Source organism: Phenylobacterium sp., assembly GCF_036563285.1.
Taxonomy (GTDB): Bacteria; Pseudomonadota; Alphaproteobacteria; order Caulobacterales; family Caulobacteraceae; genus Phenylobacterium.
In genome coordinates, this window is record NZ_DATCMR010000006.1 from 210,294 (window position 1) to 234,728 (window position 24,435).

Annotated in this window: 25 protein-coding genes, 1 pseudogene and 1 riboswitch; of the genes and pseudogenes, 12 read left to right on the forward strand and 14 right to left on the reverse strand. The window is 69.3% G+C overall.

Annotation, left to right across the window (positions count from 1 at the left end; translation table 11 throughout):
* Window positions 1-3: 3 nt before the first annotated feature.
* The gene (gene ypfJ / locus VIL76_RS05935; protein ID WP_332044075.1) at window positions 4-852 is read left to right on the forward strand and encodes a KPN_02809 family neutral zinc metallopeptidase; all 849 of its coding nucleotides are present in this window, start codon (window positions 4-6) and stop codon (window positions 850-852) included.
* A 27-nt stretch (window positions 853-879) separates the two neighbouring features.
* On the opposite strand, the gene VIL76_RS05940 is transcribed toward ypfJ, so the two are convergent.
* The 3 genes from VIL76_RS05940 to VIL76_RS05950 are packed head-to-tail and all read right to left on the reverse strand — an operon-like array spanning window position 880 to window position 3,081.
* Entirely contained in the window at window positions 880-1,584 is a 705-nt protein-coding gene (locus VIL76_RS05940; protein ID WP_332044076.1) for an aspartate/glutamate racemase family protein, read from the reverse strand.
* On the reverse strand, window positions 1,581-2,600 hold the full coding sequence (locus VIL76_RS05945; protein WP_332044077.1) for a D-cysteine desulfhydrase: 1,020 nt from the start codon (window positions 2,598-2,600) through the stop codon (window positions 1,581-1,583). Before VIL76_RS05945 ends, VIL76_RS05940 begins: the two co-directional genes overlap by 4 nt.
* Before the next feature lie 37 nt (window positions 2,601-2,637).
* On the reverse strand, window positions 2,638-3,081 hold the full coding sequence (locus tag VIL76_RS05950; RefSeq protein WP_332044078.1) for a DUF6491 family protein: 444 nt from the start codon (window positions 3,079-3,081) through the stop codon (window positions 2,638-2,640).
* Between the two features lie 108 nt (window positions 3,082-3,189).
* Window positions 3,190-3,296, forward strand: a riboswitch (TPP riboswitch).
* Window positions 3,297-3,331: 35 nt separating this feature from the next.
* Between VIL76_RS05950 and thiC the strand changes: the two genes are divergently transcribed.
* Window positions 3,332-5,167 (forward strand): phosphomethylpyrimidine synthase ThiC, encoded by a 1,836-nt coding sequence (thiC, locus tag VIL76_RS05955; RefSeq protein WP_332044079.1) that lies wholly within the window; start codon window positions 3,332-3,334, stop codon window positions 5,165-5,167.
* A 61-nt stretch (window positions 5,168-5,228) separates the two neighbouring features.
* Here the strand turns inward: thiC and VIL76_RS05960 are convergent, their stop codons facing one another.
* The gene (locus tag VIL76_RS05960; RefSeq protein WP_332044080.1) at window positions 5,229-5,435 is read right to left on the reverse strand and encodes a hypothetical protein; all 207 of its coding nucleotides are present in this window, start codon (window positions 5,433-5,435) and stop codon (window positions 5,229-5,231) included.
* A gap of 198 nt (window positions 5,436-5,633) precedes the next feature.
* Here VIL76_RS05960 and VIL76_RS05965 point away from each other — a divergent pair, with 198 nt between their 5' ends.
* Entirely contained in the window at window positions 5,634-6,587 is a 954-nt protein-coding gene (locus VIL76_RS05965) for a hypothetical protein (protein ID WP_332044081.1), read from the forward strand.
* Here VIL76_RS05965 and VIL76_RS05970 read toward each other — a convergent pair.
* The gene (locus VIL76_RS05970; protein WP_332044082.1) at window positions 6,584-7,783 is read right to left on the reverse strand and encodes a DUF1343 domain-containing protein; all 1,200 of its coding nucleotides are present in this window, start codon (window positions 7,781-7,783) and stop codon (window positions 6,584-6,586) included. The two genes, VIL76_RS05965 and VIL76_RS05970, sit on opposite strands and share 4 nt — an antisense overlap.
* Window positions 7,780-8,268 carry a DOMON-like domain-containing protein gene (locus VIL76_RS05975; RefSeq protein ID WP_332044083.1) on the reverse strand — a complete coding sequence of 163 codons (489 nt, stop codon included), beginning with the start codon at window positions 8,266-8,268 and terminating at the stop codon, window positions 7,780-7,782. Before VIL76_RS05975 ends, VIL76_RS05970 begins: the two co-directional genes overlap by 4 nt.
* 197 nt (window positions 8,269-8,465) lie before the next feature.
* On the opposite strand from VIL76_RS05975, the gene VIL76_RS05980 reads away from it, so the two are divergent.
* Complete coding sequence (locus tag VIL76_RS05980; RefSeq protein ID WP_332044084.1) at window positions 8,466-9,380, forward strand: sulfotransferase domain-containing protein; 915 nt, start codon at window positions 8,466-8,468, stop codon at window positions 9,378-9,380.
* On the opposite strand, the gene VIL76_RS05985 is transcribed toward VIL76_RS05980, so the two are convergent.
* From VIL76_RS05985 to VIL76_RS05995, 3 genes are all read right to left on the reverse strand, one after another.
* On the reverse strand, window positions 9,377-9,802 hold the full coding sequence (locus VIL76_RS05985) for a DUF5990 family protein (protein WP_332044085.1): 426 nt from the start codon (window positions 9,800-9,802) through the stop codon (window positions 9,377-9,379). The two genes, VIL76_RS05980 and VIL76_RS05985, sit on opposite strands and share 4 nt — an antisense overlap.
* Complete coding sequence (locus VIL76_RS05990; RefSeq protein WP_332044086.1) at window positions 9,803-10,843, reverse strand: hypothetical protein; 1,041 nt, start codon at window positions 10,841-10,843, stop codon at window positions 9,803-9,805. It lies immediately after the preceding gene.
* A 130-nt stretch (window positions 10,844-10,973) separates the two neighbouring features.
* A complete protein-coding gene (locus VIL76_RS05995) occupies window positions 10,974-11,903 on the reverse strand; it encodes a hypothetical protein (protein ID WP_332044087.1) in 930 nt (309 codons plus the stop codon).
* Window positions 11,904-12,231: 328 nt separating this feature from the next.
* Between VIL76_RS05995 and VIL76_RS19735 the strand changes: the two are divergent.
* Window positions 12,232-12,357: pseudogene (locus VIL76_RS19735) on the forward strand (ClpX C4-type zinc finger protein); the annotation flags it as partial.
* A 211-nt stretch (window positions 12,358-12,568) separates the two neighbouring features.
* On the opposite strand, the gene VIL76_RS06005 reads toward VIL76_RS19735, so the two are convergent.
* Complete coding sequence (locus VIL76_RS06005; protein WP_332044088.1) at window positions 12,569-12,805, reverse strand: hypothetical protein; 237 nt, start codon at window positions 12,803-12,805, stop codon at window positions 12,569-12,571.
* Window positions 12,806-13,149: 344 nt separating this feature from the next.
* On the opposite strand from VIL76_RS06005, the gene VIL76_RS06010 reads away from it, so the two are divergent.
* The 5 genes from VIL76_RS06010 (at window position 13,150) to VIL76_RS06030 (ending at window position 17,248) form a co-directional block, all read left to right on the forward strand.
* Window positions 13,150-13,401: a hypothetical protein gene (locus tag VIL76_RS06010; protein ID WP_332044089.1), complete on the forward strand. Its 252-nt coding sequence runs from the start codon at window positions 13,150-13,152 to the stop codon at window positions 13,399-13,401.
* 135 nt (window positions 13,402-13,536) lie between these two features.
* The gene (locus VIL76_RS06015; RefSeq protein ID WP_332044090.1) at window positions 13,537-15,324 is read left to right on the forward strand and encodes a long-chain-acyl-CoA synthetase; all 1,788 of its coding nucleotides are present in this window, start codon (window positions 13,537-13,539) and stop codon (window positions 15,322-15,324) included.
* A 96-nt stretch (window positions 15,325-15,420) separates the two neighbouring features.
* The gene (locus VIL76_RS06020) at window positions 15,421-16,023 is read left to right on the forward strand and encodes a hypothetical protein (protein WP_332044091.1); all 603 of its coding nucleotides are present in this window, start codon (window positions 15,421-15,423) and stop codon (window positions 16,021-16,023) included.
* Between the two features lie 2 nt (window positions 16,024-16,025).
* Window positions 16,026-16,331 (forward strand): transcriptional regulator, encoded by a 306-nt coding sequence (locus tag VIL76_RS06025; RefSeq protein ID WP_332044092.1) that lies wholly within the window; start codon window positions 16,026-16,028, stop codon window positions 16,329-16,331.
* 11 nt (window positions 16,332-16,342) lie between these two features.
* On the forward strand, window positions 16,343-17,248 hold the full coding sequence (locus VIL76_RS06030) for an alpha/beta hydrolase (protein ID WP_332044093.1): 906 nt from the start codon (window positions 16,343-16,345) through the stop codon (window positions 17,246-17,248).
* Between the two features lie 22 nt (window positions 17,249-17,270).
* Here the strand turns inward: VIL76_RS06030 and VIL76_RS06035 are convergent, their stop codons facing one another.
* Window positions 17,271-17,408 (reverse strand): hypothetical protein, encoded by a 138-nt coding sequence (locus VIL76_RS06035; protein WP_332044094.1) that lies wholly within the window; start codon window positions 17,406-17,408, stop codon window positions 17,271-17,273.
* A 195-nt stretch (window positions 17,409-17,603) separates the two neighbouring features.
* On the opposite strand from VIL76_RS06035, the gene uvrC reads away from it, so the two are divergent.
* Both uvrC and VIL76_RS06045 read left to right on the forward strand, forming a co-directional pair.
* A complete protein-coding gene (gene uvrC / locus VIL76_RS06040) occupies window positions 17,604-19,481 on the forward strand; it encodes an excinuclease ABC subunit UvrC (RefSeq protein ID WP_332044095.1) in 1,878 nt (625 codons plus the stop codon).
* Between the two features lie 92 nt (window positions 19,482-19,573).
* Window positions 19,574-19,783, forward strand: a complete 210-nt coding sequence (locus tag VIL76_RS06045; protein WP_332044096.1) for a hypothetical protein — start codon at window positions 19,574-19,576, stop codon at window positions 19,781-19,783.
* Here the strand turns inward: VIL76_RS06045 and VIL76_RS06050 are convergent.
* The 3 genes from VIL76_RS06050 to VIL76_RS06060 all read right to left on the reverse strand — a co-directional run bounded on the left by VIL76_RS06050 (window position 19,780) and on the right by VIL76_RS06060 (window position 24,115).
* Entirely contained in the window at window positions 19,780-20,505 is a 726-nt protein-coding gene (locus tag VIL76_RS06050) for a Crp/Fnr family transcriptional regulator (RefSeq protein WP_332044097.1), read from the reverse strand. The genes VIL76_RS06045 and VIL76_RS06050 overlap by 4 nt on opposite strands.
* A gap of 57 nt (window positions 20,506-20,562) precedes the next feature.
* The gene (locus tag VIL76_RS06055; protein WP_332044098.1) at window positions 20,563-20,796 is read right to left on the reverse strand and encodes a hypothetical protein; all 234 of its coding nucleotides are present in this window, start codon (window positions 20,794-20,796) and stop codon (window positions 20,563-20,565) included.
* Window positions 20,797-20,986: 190 nt separating this feature from the next.
* Window positions 20,987-24,115: a TonB-dependent receptor domain-containing protein gene (locus VIL76_RS06060; protein WP_332044099.1), complete on the reverse strand. Its 3,129-nt coding sequence runs from the start codon at window positions 24,113-24,115 to the stop codon at window positions 20,987-20,989.
* Window positions 24,116-24,435: the final 320 nt, after the last annotated feature.

Below are 24,435 nucleotides of genomic sequence, written 5' to 3' on the forward strand. Positions count from 1 at the left end.
CCCATGCGTTGGGGTGGATCAGGCGGCGGCAACATCGAGGACCGGCGGGGCATGGGGCCGGCGGGCGCCGTGGGCGGCGTCGGCGCCGGCGGCGTGATCCTGGCGCTGATCGGCTACTTCGTGTTCGGCATCGATCCTTCGACCACCACCAGCGTCCTCGGCGGGGCGAGCCAGGTCCAGCAGCAGGAGGGCGTGCGCGGCGCTCCGGCCGACGAGGCGGGCAGGTTCGTCGACGTCGTCTCCGGCAACGTCGACGCCGTCTGGACTCAGGTGTTCGCGCAGAGCGGCCAGCAGTATCGGCCGCCGGAGTCCATCGTGCTGTACGACCGCGCGACGGGCACGGGCTGCGGCATGGGCCAGTCGGCGATGGGCCCGTTCTACTGCCCCACCGACCGCAAGGTGTATCTCGACCTCACCTTCTGGCAGGACATGGAGACCCAGCTCGGCGCCCGCGGCGAGGCCGCCCGCGCCTACGTCATCGCCCATGAGATCGGCCATCACGTCCAGAACCTGAGCGGCGCCATGGAGCAGTCGCGGCGCATGGGGGCTCGTGGCGCGGAGAGCGGCGCCGTGCGGCTGGAACTGCAGGCCGACTGTTACGCCGGCGTCTGGGTCCACCACGCTTCGGCAGTGTCCAACGGGCAGGTGGTGCTGGAGGCCCGCGACATCGAGGACGGCCTGCGCGCCGCCGCAGCGGTCGGCGACGACACCCTGCAGCGGAAGTCGCAGGGCCGGGTCATGCCCGACGCCTTCACCCACGGCTCCTCCGAGCAACGCATGCGCTGGTTCCGGGTCGGCGTGCAGTCCGGCGACCCCGCAGCCTGCGACACGTTCAGGGCCGCGCGGCTTTGATTTCCCTCCCCTGAGGGGAGGGAAAGGTCACTCGTCGAAGGCCGCTGGTACGGTCTCCCAGCCTAGGCACACGGCGACGCAGCGGCGGGCGAGCAGCTCGCCGGGGTCGACCAGCTCGACGCGCGTGTCCTCCTGGCCCATCACGAGGGGCACCTCGGTGCAGCCGGCGATGATGGTCTCGGCGCCCATCTTCACGAGCGCGTCGGCGAACGCCTTCATCTCGCGTGTCACCGCCGGGCCACGCTCGCCGGCCTTGATCCGGTATAGCAGGGCCATGAACGCCTCCTGCCGCTCGGGATCGAGGGTCACCAGCCCCATCGCCTGCGCCGCGAGGTATTCGCGGTAGAGCCGCAGAGCGCCCTTCGTGCCGAGCACGCCCGCGCGCATCGCGCCAGTTTCGCGCGCCGCGGTGGCGCCCGTCTCGATCATGTCGATCAGCGGCAGGCCCGAGGCGCGCTGGATCAGGTCGGCGTGCGCGTGGGCGGTGTTGCAGGCGATCGCCAGGACGTCGGCGCCGGCGCCCCGAAGCGCGCCCGCCATCTCCGCCAGCACCGGACCGGCGAGCGAACCGGGCGTGTTGCGGTCCGGGACCTTCGGGTTGATGTCCACCAGCACCCGAATGTGGTCCTGGTCCGATTTGGCGGGAGTGTACGCCTGGATCTTGGCCAGGAAGTCGAGGGTCGCGGCGGGCCCCATCCCACCCAGGACGCCGAGGGTAAGGGACTCCGTCATCCCAGCCGCCCCTCCAGCTCCGTCTGGTAGCCGAACAGGCCCTGCGCGCCGCCGGTGTGCAGGAAGACCACCGTCTCACCGTCGAAGCCGCCCTGGCCGGCCAGGGCGATGAGGCCCTTCATGGCCTTGCCGGTGTAGACCGGGTCCAGCAGGATTCCATCCGTACGGGCGATGAGCTTCAGGGCCTCGATGACCGCATCGTCCATCAGGCCGTAGCCTTCGCCGACGTAGTCGCAGTCGGCCACGACCATGTCGCGGGTGATCCGGTCCTTGTGGCCCAGGAGGTCGGCGGTCTCGACGGCCAGCTTGAAGACGTTGGCCTCCTGCACTTCCTTCGGGGCCCGCACGCCGATGCCGAGCACGGGAATGTCCGCGCCCATTACCGCGAGGCCAGCCACCAGCCCGGCGTGGGTGCCGGCGCTGCCGGTGGCCGTGACGATCCGGTCGATCTCCAGGCCGAGCTCATTGGCCTGGGCCACCAGCTCCAGGGCGCACTCCACATAGCCCAGGGCGCCGATCACGTTGGAGCCGCCGCCGGGGATCACGTACGGCCGGCCGCCGGCCTCAGCGACCTCGGCGGCGACCTGCGCCAGCGCCTGGTTCATGTCGGTCCCGCCGGGGACGGTACGGATCTTCGCGCCCAGCAGTTCGTCCAGCAGGACGTTGCCGGAGCGGTTGTAGTCGTGGGCCTCGCTGCCGGTGCGGTGCTCCAGGATGACCTCGCACTTGAAGCCGAACTTCGCCGCCGCGGCCGCGGTCTGGCGCACGTGGTTCGACTGCACCGCCCCTTGCGTGACCAGGGTGTCGGCGTCGTTCGCCATGGCGTCGCCGACCAGGTACTCCAGCTTGCGGGTCTTGTTGCCGCCGCCCGCCAGGCCGGTGGCGTCGTCGCGCTTGATCCACAGCGCCGGGCCGTCGCCGGCGGCGCCCGTGAGCGCCTCAGTGAGGCCGGGCAGCGGCTCCAGCGGCGTCGGCAGGTGTGCGAAGCGGACGGGATTGTATCGGGCGAGGTGCATGCCCCCGCCTTAGACCATTATTCCCGTCCGCGGGAGCTTAGGGGCGCACCCTCGGCGGCAGCGAGGCGACCTGCTCGGGCGTCAGCCGGATCATGGTGTCCACGATGCAGGGCGTGGCGGGCCCGCCGCCGCGGCTGATCGAGATGTCCAGGTCGATCGGACGGCAGGCGATGTGCGACCCAGGCGGCTGGCGCATCACCAGGGGGTCGGACGAGGTCGCGCCCGCGAGGCAGGAGCCGTGCATGGTCACCTGGTAGACGTCGCGGCCGCGCACATCGAGGAACAGGGTGTGGTCGTCGCCGATGGTGTGGTTGCGGATGTCGCTGGTGCGGAAGCACTGTCCCGGCGCCAGCTGTCCAGGCACCACCGCGCTCGCCGGCGGCGGCGCGACGGCCACCGCGCCGGGCGGCGGGGGCGGGTAGTCAGCGCAGGCCGCGAGCGCCGTCGCGGCGCCGGCCAGGGCAAACAGGGCGAGCTTCATGAGCGGGTCCTCCTACTCCTGCGTCCCCAAGAGAAACCTAGCACGCGAGGGGCTGTTCCTGGCTGGTCATTTGAGGCTGGTGCGGCCGCCGCATCGGGCCTACGGTCCAGGCCTTCCTCGGGGAGCCGCCAGAGCGGCTGAGAGGCGGGTTCGCCCCGCGACCCGTCGAACCTGATCCGGGTCATGCCGGCGAAGGGAAGGGGACTTTCCAGCCTTCGCCCATGATCCGTCCAACGACGGAGGCCACGCCATGAACAAGCCCATCGGCAAGCTGGAGGCCGGCGCCATCCCGACCGGCGAACGCCCCGGTTCGCGCAAGGTCTTCCAGCCTGGCGTGCTCTGGCCCGACATCCGCGTGCCGTTCCGCGAGGTGGCGGTGCACCCGAGCGCGAACGAGCCGCCGCTGACCCTCTACGACCCCTCCGGCCCCTACACCGACCCGACCGCGGTCATCGATATCGAGAAGGGCCTCACCAAGGTCCGCGAGCCCTGGGTAGTCTCCCGCGGCGACGTCGAGATCGTCGAACAGCCCCGTGAGGTGAAGCCGGAGGACAACGGCTTCGCCAAGGGTGAGCACCTCGCTCCGCAGTTCACCGCGCCGCGCCGCGTCTATCGCGCCCGCGCCGGCGTGGCCGTCACACAGCTGGAGTACGCCCGGCGCGGCATCGTCACGCCGGAGATGGAATATGTCGCCATCCGCGAGAACCTGCGCCGCGAGGCCGCCGGCATCCGCGACGGCGAGCCCTTCGGCGCCGAGATCCCGGACATATGCACGCCGGAGTTCGTCCGCGACGAGGTGGCCCGCGGCCGGGCGATCATCCCGGCCAACATCAACCACACCGAGCTGGAGCCGATGGCCATCGGCCGCAACTTCCTGGTCAAGGTCAACGCCAACATCGGCAACTCCGCGGTGCTCTCCACCGTGGCCGACGAGGTCGACAAGATGGTCTGGGCGATCCGCTGGGGGGCCGACACCGTCATGGACCTCTCGACGGGGCGCAACATCCACAACATCCGCGACTGGATCGTCAGGAACTCGCCCGTGCCCATTGGCACCGTGCCGATCTACCAGGCCTTGGAGAAGGTCGGCGGCGTCGCCGAGGACCTGAACTGGGAGGTGTTCCGCGACACCCTCATCGAACAGGCCGAGCAGGGGGTGGACTACTTCACCATCCACGCCGGCGTGCGGCTGCCGTTCATCCCGCTGACGGCGAAGCGGGTGACCGGCATCGTGTCACGAGGCGGCTCGATCATGGCCAAGTGGTGCCTGGCCCATCACCGCGAGAACTTCCTCTATGAGCGGTTCGAAGAGATCTGCGAGATCATGCGGGCCTACGACGTCTCGTTCAGCCTCGGCGACGGCCTGCGCCCCGGCTCGATCGCGGACGCCAATGACGAGGCCCAGTTCGCCGAGCTGCGCACGCTGGGCGAGCTCACCAAGGTCGCCTGGAAGCACAACGTCCAGGTGATGATCGAAGGCCCCGGCCATGTGCCGATGCACAAGATCAAGGCCAACATGGACGAGCAGCTGAAGCACTGCCACGAGGCACCGTTCTATACGCTTGGCCCGCTGACCACCGACATCGCCCCGGGCTACGACCACATCACCTCGGCCATCGGCGCGGCGATGATCGGCTGGTTCGGCACGGCGATGCTCTGCTACGTGACGCCAAAGGAGCACCTGGGCCTGCCCGACCGGCAGGACGTCAAGGACGGGGTGATCGCCTACAAGATCGCCGCCCATGCCGCGGACCTGGCCAAGGGCCATCCGACGGCGCGCGCCCGGGACGACGCGCTATCCCGGGCCCGCTTCGAGTTCCGCTGGGAGGACCAGTTCAACCTCGGCCTCGATCCGGAGACGGCGCGCGAGTACCACGACGAGAGCCTGCCAAAGGAGGCGTTCAAGACCGCCCACTTCTGCTCCATGTGCGGGCCGAAGTTCTGTTCGATGAAGATCAGCCAGGACATCCGCGACGCCGCCCGGGCGCAGAACGAGGTGGACACCGGCATGGCCGAGATGGCGCAGAAGTTCCGCGCCGGCGGCGGCGAGATCCTGGTGCCGGTGGCGCCGGAGCCGGCGGAGTAGGCGCAAAAGAAAACGCCCGCTTTCGCGGGCGTCACTTCAGGTCAGCGATGGAGCCGGACGCTTAGTCCTGCTCTTGCCGCTTGGCCTTCACCGGCGCGGGCCAGACGCGGATGGCGACCGCCACGGTCACCGAGCCCAGCACCGCCGCGGCGGCGCCGGCCCACTGCACCGGCGTCATGCCCATGGAGGCATAGTGGCCGGCCATGCCGCCCGAGGCGAACACCAGCAGCGCCGAACCCCACTCGGCCAGTTCCTTCGAGCTGAACATTGAAACGCCCCCAGGGACTTCGGAATCAACAGGATGATGTGTGGGAGCATCAGGCCACAGGATGTCGTCGGGTGCGATGCGGCACGGCGGCGCACGAGGGGTAATCCGGGGCCGGCTCCGTGACCTAGGTCACCGATCTCGCCACGGAACCGGGCCAGGCCTAAGGTCACGTCACCCCGCGGCTGCCAGGAACCCTCAATGATCCGCACGTCCCTTCTGGCCGCCGCCTTCCTGGCGGTCGCCGCCGCTGCGGCTGCGGCGCCGCCTTACCGGGCGCCGCGCACGGCTTCCGGCGCGCCCGATCTTGGCGGCCTGTGGACCAACGCCTCGCTGACGCCCCTGCAGCGCCCAAAGGGGTTCGCGACACTCACCACGACCGAGGCGCAAGCGCGGGCGTTCGAGGTTGCGGTCGTGCGGGAGTTCAACGAGGAGCAGGACGGCGTCGGCGGCCGCCAGTCGGAATGGTGGGACATGGGTGAGTACATGACCCGGATCGGCGGGCAGGTGCGCACATCGCTGATCGTCGATCCGCCCGACGGCCGGCTGCCCTACAACGAGGCGGGCCTTCGCCGTGTGCAGGAAGGGATGTCCGCGCCGATCCGGCGATTCGACGGGCCGGAGGTTCGACCCGCTCCGGAGCGGTGCGTGGCCGGTGGCGGCGGCGCCAGCGGGGTTCCCATGTTCCCACCCCGTTACAATGGCAACTACATGATGGTGCAGACGCCGGAGCACTTGGCGGTCTGGTCGGAGATGGGGAGCGGCGTACGGCTCATCCACCTCAAGCCGGGGACGCGACCGCCTCCGTCGGTTCGGTTGTGGCAGGGGTATTCCGCCGGACGCTGGGAGGGGGAGACCTTGGTCGTCGAGACCACCAACCTGCATCCGGGCGACACCTTCAAGACGCCGGCCCCGATCTACATCTCCGAGCACGCCCGCGTGGTCGAGCGCTTCACCCGCATCTCCTCGAGCGAAATCCTCTACGTCTTCGAAGTGGAGGACCCGGCGGCCTACACCCGCCCGTGGCGTGGTGAGTTGGTGTTCCGGGCCACGAAGGGTCCGATCTTCGAGAACGCGTGCCACGAGGGGAATTACGCTCTCCCCGGGATCCTCGCCGGAGCCCGGTATGAAGAGAAGCAGGCGGCGGGCCGCTAGTAGAGCAGGTGCGGCCTGCGCTCTTCCGCCCAGGCCTGCTCGTCGGGCGTGGTGGCTGCGTCGAGGTCGCCCGGCCGGGCGGCCGCGTCGTCCACCCACTCGCGCAGCAGCGGACTGCCGTTGATGACGTCGATGGGCAGCTTGCCGAGCTCGTACTCGTATGGGAAATCCCGCCAGAGCGCGTAGTCGGGGTAGAGACGCCGGATCGCCTTGAACGCCAGCGACTGCAGCCGCCAGGGCTTGAACGCGTCGTGGCCGTAGGTCCCCGCTTCGGTGTGGATCTGCACGCCGTTGCAGAGCTTGCCGACATGCTTGTGGAACGTGGGCTCGAACCAGCAGTCGCGCAGCACGCAGCCGTCCAGCCACTGCGGCGCCAGCGTACGCATCTCGGCTATCACGGCGCGAGCGTCGATGTCCGGCGCGCCGAACAGTTCCAGCGGGCGGGTCGTGCCGCGCCCTTCGGACAGCGTGCAGCCCTCCAGCATCACCGTGCCGGCATAGGCCCTCGCCATCCAGAGGTTCGGGGCGTTGGGGCTGGGGTTCACCCACACCCGCTCCCCGAGCGGCCAGCCGTAGCCGGGCCCCTCGTCGGGGCGCCAGCCGTCCATGCCGATGACCTGGTACTCCACGCCGAGCCTGAAGTGCGCGATGAACCAATGGCCGAGCTCGCCCAGGGTCATGCCGTGGCGCATGGGCATCGGGCCGGCGCCCACGAAGCTCTCCCAGCCGGGACGCAGCGTCAGCCCTTCGATGGGACGCCCCGCCGGGTTCGGCCGGTCCAGCACCCACACAGCCTTGCCGTGCTTGGCCGCCGCCTCCAGCACGTAGAGCAGGGTGGTGATGAAGGTGTAGATGCGGCAGCCCAGGTCCTGCAGGTCCACCAGGATGACGTCGAAGGTCTCCATCGAGGCGTCGGTCGGCCGCCGCACCTCGCCGTAGAGGCTGAAGATGGGGATCCCCAGCGCCGGATCGTTGAAGTCCGGGCTCTCGACCATGTTGTCCTGCTTGTCGCCGCGCAGCCCGTGCTGCGGCCCGAAGGCGGCGCTGAGCTTCAGCCCCGTCTTCGCCAGCGCGTCCAGCGAGTGGGTCAGGTCCTCGGTGACCGAGGCCGGGTGGGCGAGGAGGGCGACCCGCTTGCCTTCCAGCGGGCGGCGAAGCTCAGGCTCGGCGAGCAGCCGGTCGATGCCGAATCTCATGGCGTCTGGGGTGCGGGAAGTCGCACGCAAAAGCAATCCGGATGGTGGAAGTCGGGCCTCCCGGGCGCGTGCTGCAGCGACCAGTAGGCGAGCGTCCCGTCCGCCGTCTCCACCACCGCGGTGATGCCCACCTGCCAGCTGCCGTCGGCGAGGTCCTCCGGCAGGTCGACGCTTGCGGTCAGCTCCAGCGTCCGCGCCGTCTTCACCGCGTGGACCTGCGGCTCGGCGTCGGCTGGCGCCATGCCGTCTCGGTAGCCGCTGAATCGATAGGCGGCCCACTGGGTCGACGGCGAGAAGTTCAGTTCGACGTAACTCTCACCGGCTCCGCGCACGAACGCCTCGAAGCAGGTGTGGCGCCACAGCTCGTCGGTGCGTGTCGACGGCGCCTGCGCCGGCACGGCCACCTCGCCCATCTCGCCGGCCAGGACGTAGCGCAGCTCCAGCCGGCGGCCGTCGCGGCGGAGCTCGGCTGCGACGTCGGTCACGGGCCCGGCGGGGGTATTCGGGTGAGGAGCAAGCGTGCGTCGCATCCGGCGATGCTAGCCGGACCGTACCGCTGCACAAATGCAGACCTTCACTGCGAAGCTGCGCATTGAGCCACAGCCCCGCTTCGCATATCCGCGTTCGCCTCGCGCCGCCGTTCCGCGGCGCCAACAAGCAATCCCGAGAGAAGGGTGATCCGATGACGCTGGCCGTCGCCTGGCCGCGCAAGACGCGCGAGCTGTTCAACCACCACATGGATTCCACTGCCTGGAACGACTTCCCGTTCCGCGACGACGACGTGATCGTCGGCACCTACGGCAAGAGCGGCACCACCTGGACCCAGCAGATCGTGGGCCAGCTGATCCACGGGGGCGACCCCAACGTCGCCATCGCCGAGCTCTCGCCCTGGTGGGACATGCGCATCATTCCCCCGGAAGCCCGCGCCGCCGTCCTGGCCCAGCCGCACCGCCGGGTGCTGAAGACCCACCTGCCGGTGGACGCCCTCGTGATGTCGCCGAAGGCCAAGTACCTCTACATCGCCCGCGATGGCCGCGACGTGATGATGAGCATGCACAATCATCACGCCAACTTCGTCCCGCAGGTCTACGACATGTTCAACGGCCCGGGCCTGGTGGGCGAGCCGCTGCCGCCCTGCGATCCGGACCCCCGCCGCTACTTCCGCACCTGGCTGGACAACGACGGCGCGCCGTTCTGGTCTTTCTGGGAGAACATCGCCACCTGGTGGGCGGTGCGCGACCTGCCGAACGTGAAGCTCGTCCACTTCGCCGACCTGAAGCATGACCTGGAAGGCGAGATGCGCGCCATCGCCGACTTCCTGGAGATCGAGATCCCCGAGGGCCGCTGGCCCACTGTCGTCGAGCACTGCACCTTCGACTGGATGAAGGCCAATGCCGAGAAGGTCGCCCCCCTGGGCGGCGCGGTGTGGGAAGGCGGCGCCCAGACATTCGTCAACAAGGGCGTCAACGGCCGGTGGCAGGAAGTGCTGACCGTGAAGGACAGCCTCGACTACGAGCGCATGGCCGTCGAGAAACTCGGGCCCGACTGCGCCCATTGGCTTGCCACCGGCGAGCTGGCCTGCGCCAGGGCGGCTTAAGCCGCGGCGGCGACACTCCAGCCGGCCGGCGGGCGCAGCGTCGCGCACGCCGGCCCGCCGTCCTTGTCCCGGCCGGGAAGGCGCGACTCCAGCACCTCGCCGGCCAGGGCCCGGTCCAGCAGGTCGTGCGGCAGGGTGTGGATGTCGATCTTGGCGCGCCGGCTCCAGGCGCAGCCGGCGTCGCCCGCCTGGGCGCCGATGGCGATGTAGACGAAGCGCCGCTCGGGACCCTCGCTGCGTACGAACTCGCCGAGGAACCTGGGCCCGGGCGCCACCCGCACCGGCACGTCGAACGACAGCGGGCCGTCGCCGGCCACGACCGCGCCGACGGGCTCGCTCTTCCTGGTCTGCAGGCTGTAGGCGACGCCGGGGACAGGATCGTCGATCGTCAGCCTCAGCCTGATCTCCTGCCCGGCCGGCACTCAGCCGCCCCGCTGCAGCTTCCCGCCGCGGGCCTGGCCCATCAGCGTCAGGATGGCGTCCATGATCTTCGGCTCCAGGCCTTCGGTGTGGCCCTTGTCCAGGCGCACCACGTCGGCCACCACGCGGCCGTCGCCGCAGCCGGGATAGACCATCACCTGCGCCTTGCCGGGCCGGGCGAAGCGCCCCCAGCTCGGCCCACGGCTCTGGTCGGTGGCGGTGACGTAGCCGGGCTTCTCATCCACCACCAGGCGGGCCGCCCGGCGCGGCCCGCAGCGGTATTTCTCGGCCCACGGCGAGCCCGCCGCGATCCCGTTCGCGACCTCCAGCTCGCCCACCGCGAAGATGAAGGAGAAATCGCAGGCGGGCAGGGGTTGCGATTGCGGCGGGCCGGCGGCCGGCGCGGCGGGCGCCGGAGTTCCTGCCGGCCGCGCATTCAGCGTCCCCGGCGGGGCGTTCGGCGGGTTGATCCGCCCGCCCGAGAGCGAGACGAACCCGTCCACCTTGTCCTTGAAGTAGTCCGAGCAGACGATCCGCCGCGACGTCATCCCGCCCTGGCTGTGGCCCACCAGCCAGTAGGCCTTGATGTTCGATCGGCCGAACTCGCGGATCACCAGGTCGGAGATGTTCTGCAGGTAAGCGTCGTCGGCCTCGCCCACCCAGCGCCGCTGCGGCTGCTCGGTCGCCGCGGTCGGCGTGGCGATCACCAACCGATGCTTCTCCTTGAAGTCGATGGCGGGGAAGTAGTGCCGCTGCCAGTTCCCCACCGAGCCCATGCCATGCAGGTTCAGGATGAAGGTCACCTTCTCCCCAGGCTTCAGGTCGCACGGGAAGTCCAAGTAGAACGGCCGCCCTGTCTTCGGCTCGACGGCGTTGCCCTTGGCGGTCCGCGCCTCGGTCGCACAGTTCGCCTGCGGGCAGTCCAGCCGCGGTGGGTTGATGCAGTTCGCCCCCGCCACACTCCGGCCCGCCTGCGCCGCCGCCGGCGAGGCTATCGCCGCCGCTGCGCCCGCCGCTGCCAGCGCCGTCATCCACTTGCGCATTCTCGTCCTCCCCAGTCCTGTCCACGGACATTGGGCGCGACATTAGCCGGGGACGAGGGGCGCGCAAAAGGGAGAGGGCGGCCCCCCTTCTGGAAGGCCGCCCTCGTTTGGTCCCCAACGGAAACCGCGATTAAGGCGTGGTGCTCGCGTCGGGTACGGTCGTGGGTTCCGGCGCGGGCGTCGCCGGGGTGGCCGGCGTCGCGGAAGAAGCGCTCGGAGCCGGAGCTGGTTCCACCGGCGGCGTCGAGGGGAGCGCCGGGGCCGGATTTACGGTCGTGGGCGCAGTGGCGCCCGTGTCGGCGTAGGGCTGCGGGCCGCCCGGCAGGGTGGCGCTGGCGTCCGCGCTGACGCCGGTCGCCGCCGTGGCCGCCGGACGGGTCCGGACTGAGGCAGTGCGGGTCGTCGTGGTCCGCCGCACGCTCGCCGGCGCCGCCACGCTGGCGGTCGTGGTGGTCCGGGTGGTCGCCGCGGGAACCGCCGGAGTGACCGGAGGCGCGGCGGCCGCCATGGCGGCGGTCGTGGTGTCGGGCGCGATGGCCGCCTCGCCCGGAGCGCCCGGCGTCAGCGTGGCGACGTCGCCCTTCGGCTGACTGGCGTACCAGCCGGCGGCGGCCAGACCGCCCAGGGCGACCACGCCGGCCGCCAGAGCGGCCACGGGCACGCCGCCCTTGCGCTTGACGGTGGTGGTGTGGGTCCGTCCGATCGGCGCGGCCAACGCCGGCTCGGATGCGGTGTGCGTTACCGGCTCGTCGTAGACGCTCGACGCCGCCGGCGTGACGTACGGGTCCTCGACCATGGGCCGGGTTTCGGTCATCGAGGCGCCGTTCGGGGAGTCGTGCAGGTGACCGTCGTGCGTGGCCTGCAGGTGGCTCGTCTGGACGTCGCCCGTCGTGGCGGTGGTCGCTGCGGCGGCCGCCGGGGCGGAGCTGGAACGGCCGGCGCCCAAGCCGCGGCGCTTCTTTCCGCGCTCCCAGCTCGGGATCGGCGCGAACATCGGCGTGTCGTCAGCGCTGCTCCCGGTGTCGGAGCCTTGCGGAGACGAGGTGTGATCCATGGACATTGTCAGTCCCTCCAGGGAAGTGTCGTGGAGGTGGAAACAACGTTCGGCTCAGCTGGTTCCGCAAATGTGAAGTCCAAGCTTGGCCATTGGTGACTGTGTCTTCTCCTCATCCTGGAATTGCCGGCCAGCCTATATTCTATGGTTACAACGATCTGGCGGATCGAATGCCCCCGGAGGGTGAACAATAGTGGCGCAAATCTGGCAAGCGTTGCCATGTAGTGGCCCCAAAACGGCGGACCCTGACGGGAGAGGGATCATGTCTCCGAAGGCCTCCATGGTCGCACGCGCGGAGAGCAAGGCGCGCAAGCGCGCGGAGAAGGCGCTCGGGATGAAGCTGCCGAAGACCCTCGATTGCACCTTCTGTGGCAAGTCCCAGCACAAGATCGAGAAGCTGATCGCCGGCCCCGGGTGCTTCATCTGCGACGAATGCGTCGGCCACTGCCAGGCCCTGATCGACGGCAAGCCGTTTCAGGACCAGGGCTTCAACCCAGTGGGCAGGGCGACCGAAGAGCTGCTCGAGGTCCTGTCGTCGGTGAACTACGCCGTGGAGGCGAACCGCAACTACTGCAGTCCCTGGTCGAGCCGCTACGGGCCCGCGAGCTCAGCTGGGCGGCGATCGGCGGGCAGCTGGGGGTGTCGCGCCAGTCCGCCTGGGACCGGTTCTCCTAGGCCTCTTCGCCGGCTGCTTGCGGATGGCGCCGCGTGGCGAACGAGCCCAGGCCGTCCAGGCGCTCGCCTTCGAGCCTGAGCTCGGCCCCCAGGTGGTGGGCGCTCTCGCGCAGGATGCGCTCGGCGACCTCCCGCGCATGCGTCGCGGTCGCGGCCTCGATCAGGTGCAGGGTCGGCACTGCGTAGCGGTCGTCGTCGACATAGATTTCGAACGTCTCAGGGGATTGCGGCATGGCGATCCCTCCTTTTTTAACCCCAACCCTCGAAGAACTCGCCCGCTCGCCGGGTCTGGTAGGTCGCAGCCCGTCGAAAGTTGCCCGGAAAGGGCCAGCGTACGTGAAGACTAGGCTTCCCGACCTTTTACAGTGTGGTCACTCTATGCCTGTTGGGGGTGGAATTCAAATCACCGTTAGGAGATGAGCCTTGATCGTGTACCCGCGGGGATCAGACGAATACATCTGATCAACCTGCATCTCTGACTCATCCGCCGCAAACGCCGCCAGTTGAGTAAGTGGCGCCAAATCGCAGCTTGAGCGTTATGACCCTCGGAGCGTCGAAACCCCTCGGAGGCCTTTGATTGTCCGACCAGAACCGCGATGAGCGCCTGCAGATCATGCTCAGCGACGAAGAGCTCCGCGCTCTGGACGACTGGCGTTTCACGGCGCGGATGCCCAGCCGAGCGGCGGCGGTGCGCGAGCTCCTGCGCCGGGGCCTGTCGGCCGAGGGCATGCCGGTGGGGGAGGGGCGGATGCGGTCAAGGGACTTTGGCGTCACCGACGGCTCCTCAGGTGGCCGCAGCGACGGCTCGGGAGAGGGCGCCGCCGGCTGACCGGACGTCACGGCTTGTGGCGCGGGCGCCGCGATCCGCGGCTATGTAACGGGTGTGACCAATCGCGCTCACGCCTCCGCTTGACCGGCCCACACCCCAATCGCCAAGCTCCCGCCTCAGGTGGGAGGCCGGGGAATGCCCCTCAGGGCGAAGCTCAAGCGCGAGTGGCGTTTTTGGCGCGGGCTGAATCGCACCCTGAAGCGGGTGAAGACCATCGCGCCCGATTCGCCCAACCTGGTCTGTGACGACCTCCAGTCGGCGGTGGACCGCTGGCGCAACCGCACCGCGCTGACCTTCGAGGGCCGCACCGTCACCTATGGCGAGATGGACGCCATCGCCAACCGGTTCGCCCACTGGGCCAAGGGCTGTGGCATCCGCCGCGGCCAGACGGTGGCGCTCTTCATGCCCAACCGGCTGGAGTACTTCTGCGTCTGGTACGGCTTGTCGAAGATCGGCGTGGTCACCGCGCTGATCAACAACCAGCTCGCGGGCCTGCCGCTCGCCCACTGCCTGAACATCTCCAAGGCGAGCCACGTCATCGTCGATTCCGAGACCTCGCCGGTGTTCGAGGCGGCCAAGCCGCTGCTCGAGCGGCCGCTGCTGCAGTGGGTGCTGGGCCCCGCCCACGGCGACCAGCGCGACCTGGTCCAGGCGCTGAAAAGCTGCAGCCAGCTGCCCCCGGACCGCATCGTGCGCGAGGACATGCGGGCGCGGGACACCGCGCTGCTGATCTTCACCTCCGGCACCACCGGCATGCCGAAGGCGGCGCGGATCACCCACCAGCGCGCCCAGCTCTACATGCGCGGCTTCGCCGGCTCGACGGGCGCCAGGGAGAGCGACCGCATCTACGTGGCCCTGCCGCTCTATCACGCCACCGGCGGGCTCTGCGCCCTGGGCGCGGCCTTCCTCAACGGCGGCTCCGTGGTCCTCCGTCGGCGCTTCTCGGCCAGCCACTTCTGGCGCGAGGTGGTGGACGAGGGCTGCACCATGTTCGTCTACATCGGCGAGCTCTGCCGCTACCTGGTGAACCATGAGCCGGTGCCCGAGGAGACCCGGCACAAGATCCGGCTGGCGTTCGGCAACGGGCTGCGACCGGACGTCTGGCCGCAGTTGAAGCAGCGCTTCCAGATCCCCGACATCCTGGAGTTCTACGGCTCCACCGAGGGCAACGTGTCCCTCTTCAACTTCGACGGCCGGGAAGGGGCGATCGGGCGGGCGCCCAAGTGGCTGCGCAAGCGGTTCAACGTCCGGCTCGTGCAGTTCGACGTGGAGGCCGAGAAGCCGGTCCGCGGCCCGAATGGCTTCTGCATCGAGTGCGGGCCGGGGCAGATCGGCGAGTGCATCGGCAAGATCGGCGGCGACGCGCGCACCGACTACACCGGCTACGTCGACAAGGCGGCCTCCGAGAAGAAGGTCCTGCGCGATGTGTTCGAGAAGGGCGACGCCTGGTTCGCCACCGGCGACCTGATGAAGATGGACGCCGACGGCTATCTCTATTTCATCGACCGGATCGGCGACACCTTCCGCTGGAAGGGTGAGAACGTCTCCACCAACGAGGTCGCCGAGCGCCTGCAGGCCTGCCCGGGCGTGGAGGAGGCCACGGTCTATGGGGTGGCGGTGGACGGCGCCGACGGCCGCGCCGGCATGGCGGCGCTGGTGGTGGACGAGACCTTCGACATCAAGCTGCTGGGCGAGCACGTCGCCCGCGAGCTGCCGACGTTCGCCCAGCCGCTGTTCGTCCGGATAATGCCCGACCTGCAGACCACCGGCACGTTCAAGGTCCGCAAGATGGACCTGGTGGCCGACGGGTACGACCCGGCGAAGGTGAAGGGCCCGCTGTTCTTCCACGACCCCAAGAAGGGGTATGTGAAGGCCACCAAGGCCGTACTCGACAAGATCGCCCAAGGCGCCGTGAAGGTCTGATCCGCGCGTTCGCAGCGGCTACGGAAGCACGGCGAGAAAGAACTTTACAGCACAAAGAACTTGTTGGATAAAGGAGACCTCGGACCTGGAGCCCACATGAGCGACCACAGCCTTCGCAACGATATCGCCTTCCTGAAGAGCCTTGCCGAGGACGGCCGCACCGGACCGCTTCTGGGCGGACCGGTCGCGCTGACCAGCGGCCTGCTGTTCGGCACCGCCAGCCTGGCCATATGGGCCGGCGCGAAGCTCGGCGTGCCGGGTGACAACCTGGTCTGGGCTTGGCCGGTCGCGGGCACGATCTTCGGCCTCTTCATGGCAGCCTACCTCCGCCGGGTCGGGCCCGGCCGCGGGTCGGCGCAACGGGCGTCTGCCATCGCCTGGTCCGGCGCAGGCTGGGCGATGTTCACGGTGATCGCGAGCCTGCTGCTGATCGCCTACCGCACCCAGACCTGGCAGGTGGCAGCCGCCATCTCGCCGATCATCCTCGCGCTCTACGGCTGCGCCTGGTTCGTCGCAGGGCGCATCTACAAGAGCCTGTGGGTGTCGCTGATCGCCTTCGGCTCCTTCGCGATGGCCCTGGTCAACGCGTGGTTCGCCACCGAGGGGGTCACCGGCTTCCTGGTCTATGCGGTCACCCTCTACCTTCTTGTGGCGGCGCCAGGGGTGCTGATGATGCGGCAGGCCCGCAGAGCCGCCTGACGATGGCCGACGATTTCGACATCGCCGGTATCGACGAGGTGATCCATGGCCGCCTGCGGCTTGGCGTCATGGCCTACCTCTCCACCGCCGAGAGCGCCGACTTCAACACGCTGAAGGCCCGACTGCAGGCCACCGACGGCAACCTCTCGGTCCACCTGAGGAAGCTGCAGGAGGCGGGCTACGTCGCCATCGACAAGAGCTTCCTCGGCCGCAAGCCGCTCACGACCGTGAGCCTCACCAAGCGCGGGCGCGAGGCCTTCATCCGCTACCTCGACGCCATGGCCAAGCTGGTCAACCCGAACCCCTGAAGGATCTCGCGATGCTGAAATTCCTCGTCACCCTGGCCATCGCCCTGGCGCTCGCCGCGCCGGCCGCGGCCCAGGACAAGCTCTTCCCCGACTCCAAGCTGGTGGTCCGCGACCGCTTCTCGGTCGAGGTGGTGGGCAGGGGCCCGGACGTCGTCTTCATCCCGGGCCTGGCCTCCTCACGCGCCACCTGGAAGGCCACTGCAGAGCGGCTGAAGGGGCGTTACCGCCTGCACCTGATCCAGATCGCAGGCTTCGCCGGCGAGCCGGCGCGCGCGAACTCCGCGGGCGACGTGCTCATCCCGACGGCGGAAGCCATCGACGCCTATCTCGTCGACCAGAAGCTCAGCCCGGCCATGGCCGTCGGCCACTCGCTGGGCGGGACGACCTTGCTCTACCTTGCCCAGAAACATCCCGAGCACCTGAAGAAGGTCATGGTCGTGGACGCCCTGCCGTTCTTCGGCGCCATGATGTCGCCTGCCCCCAATCCTACCGTCGACAGCATCCGGCCCACGGCGGTGCAGATGCGGGACGCCATGTTGCGCAACACCGGCCCGGTCACGCCGCAGTCCCTGGAGCCGCAGATGGCGCGGATGTCGAAGGACGCCGCCACGCGGCGGCTCGTGGCAGAGTGGGGCTCGGCCAGCGACACCAGCGTCGTCGCCCGCGCGTTCTACGACGACCTGATGCTGGATCTGCGGCCGGGCCTGGGCGCCATGAAGACGCCGATCGTGCTGCTCTTCCCGGACGCCGTGTCGGTCGGCATGCCGGCCGGCATGGCCGAGCCGCTCTACCGGCAGCTGTATGGCGAGGCCAAGACGGTCAGGCCGAAGATGATCCCGGATTCGGCGCACTTCATCATGTTCGACCAGCCTCAGGCATTCGCGGTCGAGCTCGACGCCTTCCTCGACGCGCCCTAGGTCTCGCCCCTGAGCGGCCGGGTCACCCGGCAGGTGAGGCCGTCCTCGGCGAAGTCAGGTCGAAGAGGTTGAAGCCGAGCAGCTCCTCGCCCCGGCGCTCCACCCTCCGGCTGTAGGCCTTGTTCACCTCGACGTAGCTGAGCGAGGGGGCGAGCACCATGTGCGGGCTTGTGAGCGCCTGAACAGCGCCTCGAAATCTGGAGTCTCGAAGGGTCCCCGGGCGCACCGCCACCGCTCCGCCCAGCGCCCCGTCAACCGCCACGCTCCCCCGCCACCCCATAAGACGTCGACTTGCGTCACTCGATCCACCGCCCGCACCCTGCGGTTTTGCCCGAAGCGGCCTATATGTGGCCGCATGCTCGAAGCTCCCCCCGTCACCCCCTCAGGCGCGCCCCTGAAGGGCGCCGCCCTGATCAGGGACGAGGTCAAGCGGCTGCCCGACCGTCCGGGCGTCTACCGAATGATGGGCGAGGGGGGCGAGGTCCTCTACGTCGGCAAGGCGCGGTCGCTCAAGAAGCGCGTGCTGCAATATGCGCAGGGCCGCTTCCACACCCAGCGCATCGCCCACATGGTCGACCTGACTCGCTCCATGGAGTTCGTCACCACCCGCACCGAAACCGACGCCCTGCTGCTCGAGATCAACCTGATCAAGCAGCTGAAGCCGCGCTTCAACGTGCTGCTGCGCGACGACAAGTCGTTCCCCGAGATCCTCATCCGCCGCGACCATGAGGCCCCACAGCTGCGCAAGCACCGTGGCGCACACGCCATCAAGGGCGACTACTTCGGGCCCTTCGCAAGCGCCTGGGCGGTCAACCGCACGCTGAACACGCTGCAGAAGGCGTTCCTGCTCAGGTCCTGCTCGGACAGTGTCTACGAGACTCGCACCCGGCCCTGCATGCTGCACCAGATTCGCCGCTGCTCGGCGCCGTGCACCGGCCTCGTCAGCCTCGACGACTACAATGGCCTTGTGGAGCAGGCGCACGACTTCCTGCGCGGCAAGAGCCGCAAGGTCATGGCCTCCATGTCCGAGCAGATGCAGGCGGCCTCCGACGAGATGGAGTTCGAGCGCGCCGCGCGCCTGCGCGACCGCATCCGGGCGCTCGCCTCCATCGCCCAGGAGCAGCAGATCAACCCCGAGACGGTGGACGAGGCCGACGTCTTCGCGCTGCACGCCGAGGGCGGCCAGGCCTGCGTCCAGGTGTTCTTCTTCCGGGCCGGCCAGAACTGGGGCAACCGCGCCTATTTCCCGCGCGTCGACCGGACCGACGAGGACCCCGACGTGATGTCGGCCTTCCTGGGGCAGTTCTACGAGGACAAGCCGATCCCGCGCCTGCTGCTCGTCAACGTCGAGCCGTCGGAGAAGGAGCTGCTCGCAGAGGCCTTCTGCCAGAAGTCCGGCCGCAAGGTGGAGATCGCGCGGCCGCAGCGCGGCGAGAAGTGCCGGCTCGTTGAGCATGCGCTCACCAACGCCCGGGAGGCGCTGGGCCGGAAGATGGCCGAGAGCTCGGCCCAGTCGAAGCTGCTCGCCGGCGTCTGTGAAGCCTTCGGCCTGGAAGGCTCGCCGGAGCGCATCGAGGTCTACGACAACTCCCACATCATGGGCACCAATGCCGTTGGCGGGATGATCGTCGCCGGCCCCGAGGGCTTCCAGAAGAGCCAGTACCGGAAGTTCAACATCCGCGACACCGAGCTCACCCCCGGTGACGACTACGGCATGATGCGCGAGGTCCTGCGCCGGCGCTTCCACCGCCTGGTGAAGGAAGAGGAGGAGGGCGCGCAAGCCGTTCGGCCGGACCTGGTGCTGATCGACGGCGGCCGCGGCCAGCTGGACGCCGCGCTCGAGGTCATGGCCGACCTGGGCGTCGACGACATCCCGGTGGTCGGGGTGGCCAAGGGCCCGGACCGCGACGCCGGCCTCGAGCGGTTCTTCATGGAGGGCAAGGAGCCCTTCATGCTCGAGCCCAAAAGCCCGGTCCTCTACTACCTCCAGCGCCTGCGCGACGAGGCTCACCGCTTCGCCATCGGCTCGCATCGCACTCGCCGGTCCATGGACCTGAAGAAGAACCCGCTAGACGAGATCGAGGGCGTGGGACCGGGCCGCAAGCGCGCCCTGCTGCACGCCTTCGGCTCCGCCCGCGGCGTCAGCCGCGCTTCCGTCGACGACCTCGCCAAGGTGGAAGGCGTCAGCGAGGCCCTGGCCCAGCGGATCTACGCCTTCTTCCGCAAGGCGTGAGGCAAGCCGCGCCGGCCGCCTAACGCCTCCCGACGCAACAAAGCCTGCTGATCCACAGTTTTGCGGCCGTTCAGGCAGACTGGAGGGACCCTGTGGCCCCCATCATGAAGGCGGCTTACGACCTTCCCCTGCGGGTGGAGATTTTCGACGGCGAGGTCGTGCTGACCTCGACGCAGGGCGCGACCGCCGTGGCGCTCACGCCGGAGGCCGCCGCCCAGACCGGCCGCCGCATCCAGGCGGCGCTCCTGGAGCTGGAGCGCGCCAGGCCGGGCGGGGACGACCCGCCGCCCGTCGGCGACTAGGCCTCGCAGGCGGTGTGGTCCGCCGCCTGGATTTCCCGGCGGGCGAAGGCCACGGCGTCACGGCAGGTGCAGGCGGTGCGCCTGAGCGCCGCCACGTCGAGGATTTCGATCACGCCGCGGCGGGTGCGGATGTGCCCCGCCCGCTGCAGGCTCGCCACGGCGGCGACCGCGGTGGTCCGCTGCACGCCGAGGATCTGGGCCAGGGTGTCGCGTGTGAGCGGCAGCGACCGCTCGCCAAGGCAACGGTCGAAGAGGTCAAGCAGCGTGCGGCAGGTCCGGTTCTCCACCGTGTGCAGCGCGTTGCAGGCCACGAACTGGCGGGCCTCGGCGATGAGCAGCTCGGCATGCTTGTGCACCGCGGTCCTGAGCGCCGAACTGCGGTCGAACAGCTCGCGGTAGGCGGGTGCGGCCATGCGCCAGGTCTTGCCGGGGATCAGCACCGCCAGCCGCGCGAAGGCCTGCCGGCTGCCGCAGGCCTCGAAGGCGCCGCACGCGCCCTCGGCGCCGATCAGGTCGACGTTGACGATCTCGCCCGCGGAGGTCTCGGCGCCGGCCGACAGCACCGCCGTCTCCGGGAAATAGACGTACTCGACCTCGGCGCCGGGCTCCTGAAGCACCTGGCCCCGGATGACCTCCATCAAGGTCAGCCGGCCTTCGAACGCCATGAGCGCGTGCGGCTCGATCTGGCTGAGGAGATAGTTGGTCGGGCTCGATGGCGACACGGCGTTCCCCTACGCGTCGACGGTCACATAAACGGATAGCCTGGGTATTGCCCAGACCTATGCCGGTCCGTCCGGAGCCGGCTCGAAGGCTCCGTCGGGCCCGCAGTGTCCCAGCACCGTGCCGTCCACCCGGGCCACGGTCATTCGCAAGGCGGCGGCCGGCCGCAGCATCAGTTGGTGCGCCACCAGCGCATGGCCCTCGGCGACGGCGGCCTGGTCGTCTGCGCACTCGAAGGCGCGGCCCCAGTCCGGCTGGCCCTGCTCGACGAGCACGAATCGGAAAAGCGGCAATCTGAATCCCCCTGCGCTCGGGGCCGGAATTGAGCACAGCCCGGCGGCCACAAGAGTCGGAATTCCGACCGTTCGTGCGTCGCCGGCGTCGGAACACCGTACCGCTCATGCAAGAGGCCCGGAGCTTGCGCCCCGGGCCTTGCCATCCTCGGGCCTCGGGCAGGCAGACTTTGCGCCTGCCCGATCAGGCCTAGAACGTCTTGCGGATGCCGATCTCGAAGGTCCGGCCGAGCGGGTTGCCCAGCCGCGGATCGTAGCCGAGCTCTTCCTGAGCCGGCGGCGGGGCGCGGTCGAACAGGTTGCCAATGCTCGCCGTGAGCGCCAGGTCCTCCATCAGCTCGATCCGGTAGGTGACGTCGACGATGACCCACTCCTCGCCGTTCTCGCCGTACTGGATGCCCGGACGCTCGTCCGTCACCGCCGAGACGTATTGCACGCCGAGGCGGAGGTTCTGCCGCTCCATCGCATAGTTGGCGCTGAAGTTGGCCCGCAGCTTCGGCGCGGCGCTGGCGACCGTGGCGAAGTTCAGCGTGCCCAGCCGGTCGTCGCCGGTGGAGACGACCACGCCGTCCAGCGAGGTCGGCCCGGTGCGCAGCTCCGTGACGTAGGTCGCCGTGGCGCCGAGCGTCAGGTCACCCTGCCAGAAGGGCATCGAGTACGTGGCCTGCAAGTCGAAGCCGTTGGTGGTCTGCCCCGGACCGTTTCCGACCAGGGTCTGGATCTGCGAGAAGGCGCCGACCGAATTCATGCCGACTGTGCAGCCGTTGTTGAAGGTGACGCGGTTGAGCAGCGGCTGGACGGCCGGGTTGCAGGTGGTGATCGTCCCGGTGTTCGGCGCGCCGCCAGGCCCGGGAGGCCCGTTGAACACCAGGTTGGCGATCTGGTTCGGGTCGGCGATCTGGGTGATCTCGTCCTGGGTCTCGATATTGAAGTAGTCCAGGATCACCGTGAGGCTGTGACCGTCGGCGAAGCCGTCGCTCTGCCAGATCGCGCCCACGTTCCAGGCCGTAGCCGTCTCCGGCTTCAGGCTGGAGTCGGTGACGAACTGGGCGCCCAGCCAGTTGCCGGAGGCGATGGTGTAGCTGCGCACCGCGTTGTTGACCTCGCCCGGGACCGTGCCAAGCGGCGGGGCCGCGTAGTTGGTGCCGTACGAGCCGCGCAGGGCGAGCGGCCCCCAGACATTCCACTTGCCGGCCACCTTGTAGACCGTGGCGGAGAGGTCGTCCGAGAACTGCTCGCGGCGCACCGCCAGCTGGAAGTTGAGGTTCTCGAGCACCGGAACCTGCAGCTCGCCGAAGTAGGAGAACTGCTGCTGGTCCTCGTTGTTCGGCGGGTTGATCCCGAAGAACACGAACGGACCGGGGCTATCCGGCGTGCAGCCCCGGAACCGCGGATCGTTCGTCGGGAAGGGGTTGGACTCGAGCGGCGGCGTGCCGGCGCCGTTCGTGCTGGTGGTGCCGGCCGGCCAGTCGCAGGGCGTGTTGCCGTTGTAGAGCGGGCTCTCGATGTTCTCGCGGCTCTCGATCGCGCGCGCCTGCATGCCGAGCGCCCAGGCCACCTCGCCGCCGGGCAGGGTGATGCCCGACCCGCCGTTGAACACCAGGTCGGCGGTGATGCTCTGGGTGATGGTCTCGTCCGCCCGGGGGTCGAACAGCCAGCGGCTCAGCTCTTCCGAGTTCTCGGTTCCGGCCACGAAGTTCGGGTTCGCCAACCCGCGCGCCGGCTGGTTCGGGAAGTTCGTGGAGAACGGGTTCCACCACATGCAGTTGCCCTTGCCCGCGAGGGCCGGGTTCTGCGTGCCGAAGCGGTTCGGATCGAGGTCCGGCGCGTTACAGGCCGGGCCGCCGAAGCCGTTCAGGGCCTCCTGCAGGCGGAAGCCGATGATGTCAGCGGCGTCAGAGTAGAGGTTGGCCTGGTTATAGGTGACCGCCGCGTCATAGCCGATGTCGCTGGCCGGGCCGGCCCAGTCACCTAGCGTGCCCCGGAGCGACGCCGAGATGCGGAAGATCTGGTTGTCGATCTTGCTCGGCACGCCGAAGCCGTTGCCTTCGCCCAGGAAGGGGTTCCCGCCGTGCGCGAACGCCCGGTAGGTGGTGGGCGTGAAGCCTTGGGTGGTGGCCGGCGCCCCCGTGCGAGCGCGGAAGGCAGCCGCGTGCGGGTTGGTGATCGGCACGTAGAACTGATTGGTCGCGCCGGTCGCCATGGCCGGGCCGCGGATCACCGGCTGGGCCGGGGAGCCGAACACCTGCGGCGAGACCACCTGGCCGTAGGAGGCCTCGGCGTGGAAGTTCATGTTGTCGGTGATCTTCGCGTTCAGCTGCGCGTAGACCCGGTAGATGTCGTTCTCTTCCACCAGGTTGTAGTAGGGGATGTAGTTGTAGGCGCAGGTGAAGCTGTTGTCGAAACGGCCGCCCACCGCCGCGCAGCTGGCGGGGGTGAAGTCGGAGATCGGAGCGCCCAGGGCGGTGCCGAACTCGTTGGCGACGCTGGGCGTCGCCGGAAGCGCGCCGCGCGGGGTCCAACCGGCCAGGTTGGTGAGCGTCGACCAGGGCGCCGAGTTGTAGCCGCCGGGCACGCTGGTGGGCGTGAAGGAGGCATTGGTGATGTCCCGCTCCAGCGTGCTCAGGCGCGAACGGTGCTCGTACTCGGCCGAGACCAGGAAGTTGACGTCGCCTTCGCCGACGCCGGCCATGATGCCCAGCGAATAATCACCGTCGGAGCCGTCGATGTACTTGTACTGGCCCTGGGCCTCGAGGCCCACGAAGCGCTCGCGGGTGATGAAGTTCACGACGCCGCCAACGGCGTCGGCCCCGTAGGTCACGGCCGCGCCGTCCTTCAGGACTTCGGTGCGCGCCAGCGCCATGCCGGGGATGTTGGAGGTGTTCTCGCTGCCGCGGCGGCCGTTCAGCAGGGTGAGCGTCTTGTCCGCCCCGATGCCGCGCAGGTTGTACTGCACCGAGCCGGTCAGGGCCGCGCCGCTGAAGTAGTAGGCCTCGCCCGTGACCGGACCCGAGATCGTCAGGGTCTTGGCGAACTCGAGGGCGGTCGGAGCGCCCTGCTTCTCCAGCTCTTCCTGGGTGTAGACCTCGACCGGCAGGGCCGCGTCCTCAGGGGTCCCGCGGATCAGCGAGCCGGTGACCACCACCTCCTCGACCTGGGAGCTGTTGTCCGCGCCGGCCCGGGAATCGGGCGTCCCGCGGCCGGAGGCCGGAGGCCCTCCCGGCGGCGGCGTCTGGGCCGAGGCGGAGCCTGCCCAGGCCATGCTCGCGAGCGCGATGAGAATGGCGGCGCGAGACGCGCCGCTGAGTGCGACCTTCATGATTTCCCCCCTAGGGTACTGGTCGAGACTGATGTCTCGTTGTTATTGCCCCGATGTTTTCCACCGCGCAGGCGCTTGTCAACGTCGTTTGGCGGGCGGACGCAGACCTTTTTTCAGCCCTCGGTTTGGCCCCGCGGCCAAGAACGAGGGGTGGCAGGCGTGACCTGCAACCCTGACGGGCGGGCCGAAGCGCGTTTGAAGACACCGAATGGCTCCGGCGGCGGTTCGGTGCGTTCCGTGCTTTCCGGGGTCAAGAAGAGTGCGGCAGCGCCGCCGCATTCACGCTCGCCGCCATAGCCCCTAAGGTGGGGGCGAAGCGG

Bases quoted from the DNA above. Each gene is read 5' to 3' on its own strand.
- ypfJ (WP_332044075.1), top strand. From the start codon at position 4: ATGCGTTGGGGTGGATCAGGCGGCGGCAACATCGAGGACCGGCGGGGC.
- VIL76_RS05940 (WP_332044076.1), bottom strand. From the start codon at position 1,584: ATGACGGAGTCCCTTACCCTCGGCGTCCTGGGTGGGATGGGGCCCGCC.
- VIL76_RS05945 (WP_332044077.1), bottom strand. From the start codon at position 2,600: ATGCACCTCGCCCGATACAATCCCGTCCGCTTCGCACACCTGCCGACG.
- VIL76_RS05950 (WP_332044078.1), bottom strand. From the start codon at position 3,081: ATGAAGCTCGCCCTGTTTGCCCTGGCCGGCGCCGCGACGGCGCTCGCG.
- thiC (WP_332044079.1), top strand. From the start codon at position 3,332: ATGAACAAGCCCATCGGCAAGCTGGAGGCCGGCGCCATCCCGACCGGC.
- VIL76_RS05960 (WP_332044080.1), bottom strand. From the start codon at position 5,435: ATGTTCAGCTCGAAGGAACTGGCCGAGTGGGGTTCGGCGCTGCTGGTG.
- VIL76_RS05965 (WP_332044081.1), top strand. From the start codon at position 5,634: ATGATCCGCACGTCCCTTCTGGCCGCCGCCTTCCTGGCGGTCGCCGCC.
- VIL76_RS05970 (WP_332044082.1), bottom strand. From the start codon at position 7,783: ATGAGATTCGGCATCGACCGGCTGCTCGCCGAGCCTGAGCTTCGCCGC.
- VIL76_RS05980 (WP_332044084.1), top strand. From the start codon at position 8,466: ATGACGCTGGCCGTCGCCTGGCCGCGCAAGACGCGCGAGCTGTTCAAC.
- VIL76_RS05990 (WP_332044086.1), bottom strand. From the start codon at position 10,843: ATGCGCAAGTGGATGACGGCGCTGGCAGCGGCGGGCGCAGCGGCGGCG.
- VIL76_RS05995 (WP_332044087.1), bottom strand. From the start codon at position 11,903: ATGTCCATGGATCACACCTCGTCTCCGCAAGGCTCCGACACCGGGAGC.
- VIL76_RS06005 (WP_332044088.1), bottom strand. From the start codon at position 12,805: ATGCCGCAATCCCCTGAGACGTTCGAAATCTATGTCGACGACGACCGC.
- VIL76_RS06015 (WP_332044090.1), top strand. From the start codon at position 13,537: ATGCCCCTCAGGGCGAAGCTCAAGCGCGAGTGGCGTTTTTGGCGCGGG.
- VIL76_RS06020 (WP_332044091.1), top strand. From the start codon at position 15,421: ATGAGCGACCACAGCCTTCGCAACGATATCGCCTTCCTGAAGAGCCTT.
- VIL76_RS06025 (WP_332044092.1), top strand. From the start codon at position 16,026: ATGGCCGACGATTTCGACATCGCCGGTATCGACGAGGTGATCCATGGC.
- VIL76_RS06030 (WP_332044093.1), top strand. From the start codon at position 16,343: ATGCTGAAATTCCTCGTCACCCTGGCCATCGCCCTGGCGCTCGCCGCG.
- VIL76_RS06035 (WP_332044094.1), bottom strand. From the start codon at position 17,408: ATGGTGCTCGCCCCCTCGCTCAGCTACGTCGAGGTGAACAAGGCCTAC.
- uvrC (WP_332044095.1), top strand. From the start codon at position 17,604: ATGCTCGAAGCTCCCCCCGTCACCCCCTCAGGCGCGCCCCTGAAGGGC.
- VIL76_RS06060 (WP_332044099.1), bottom strand. From the start codon at position 24,115: ATGAAGGTCGCACTCAGCGGCGCGTCTCGCGCCGCCATTCTCATCGCG.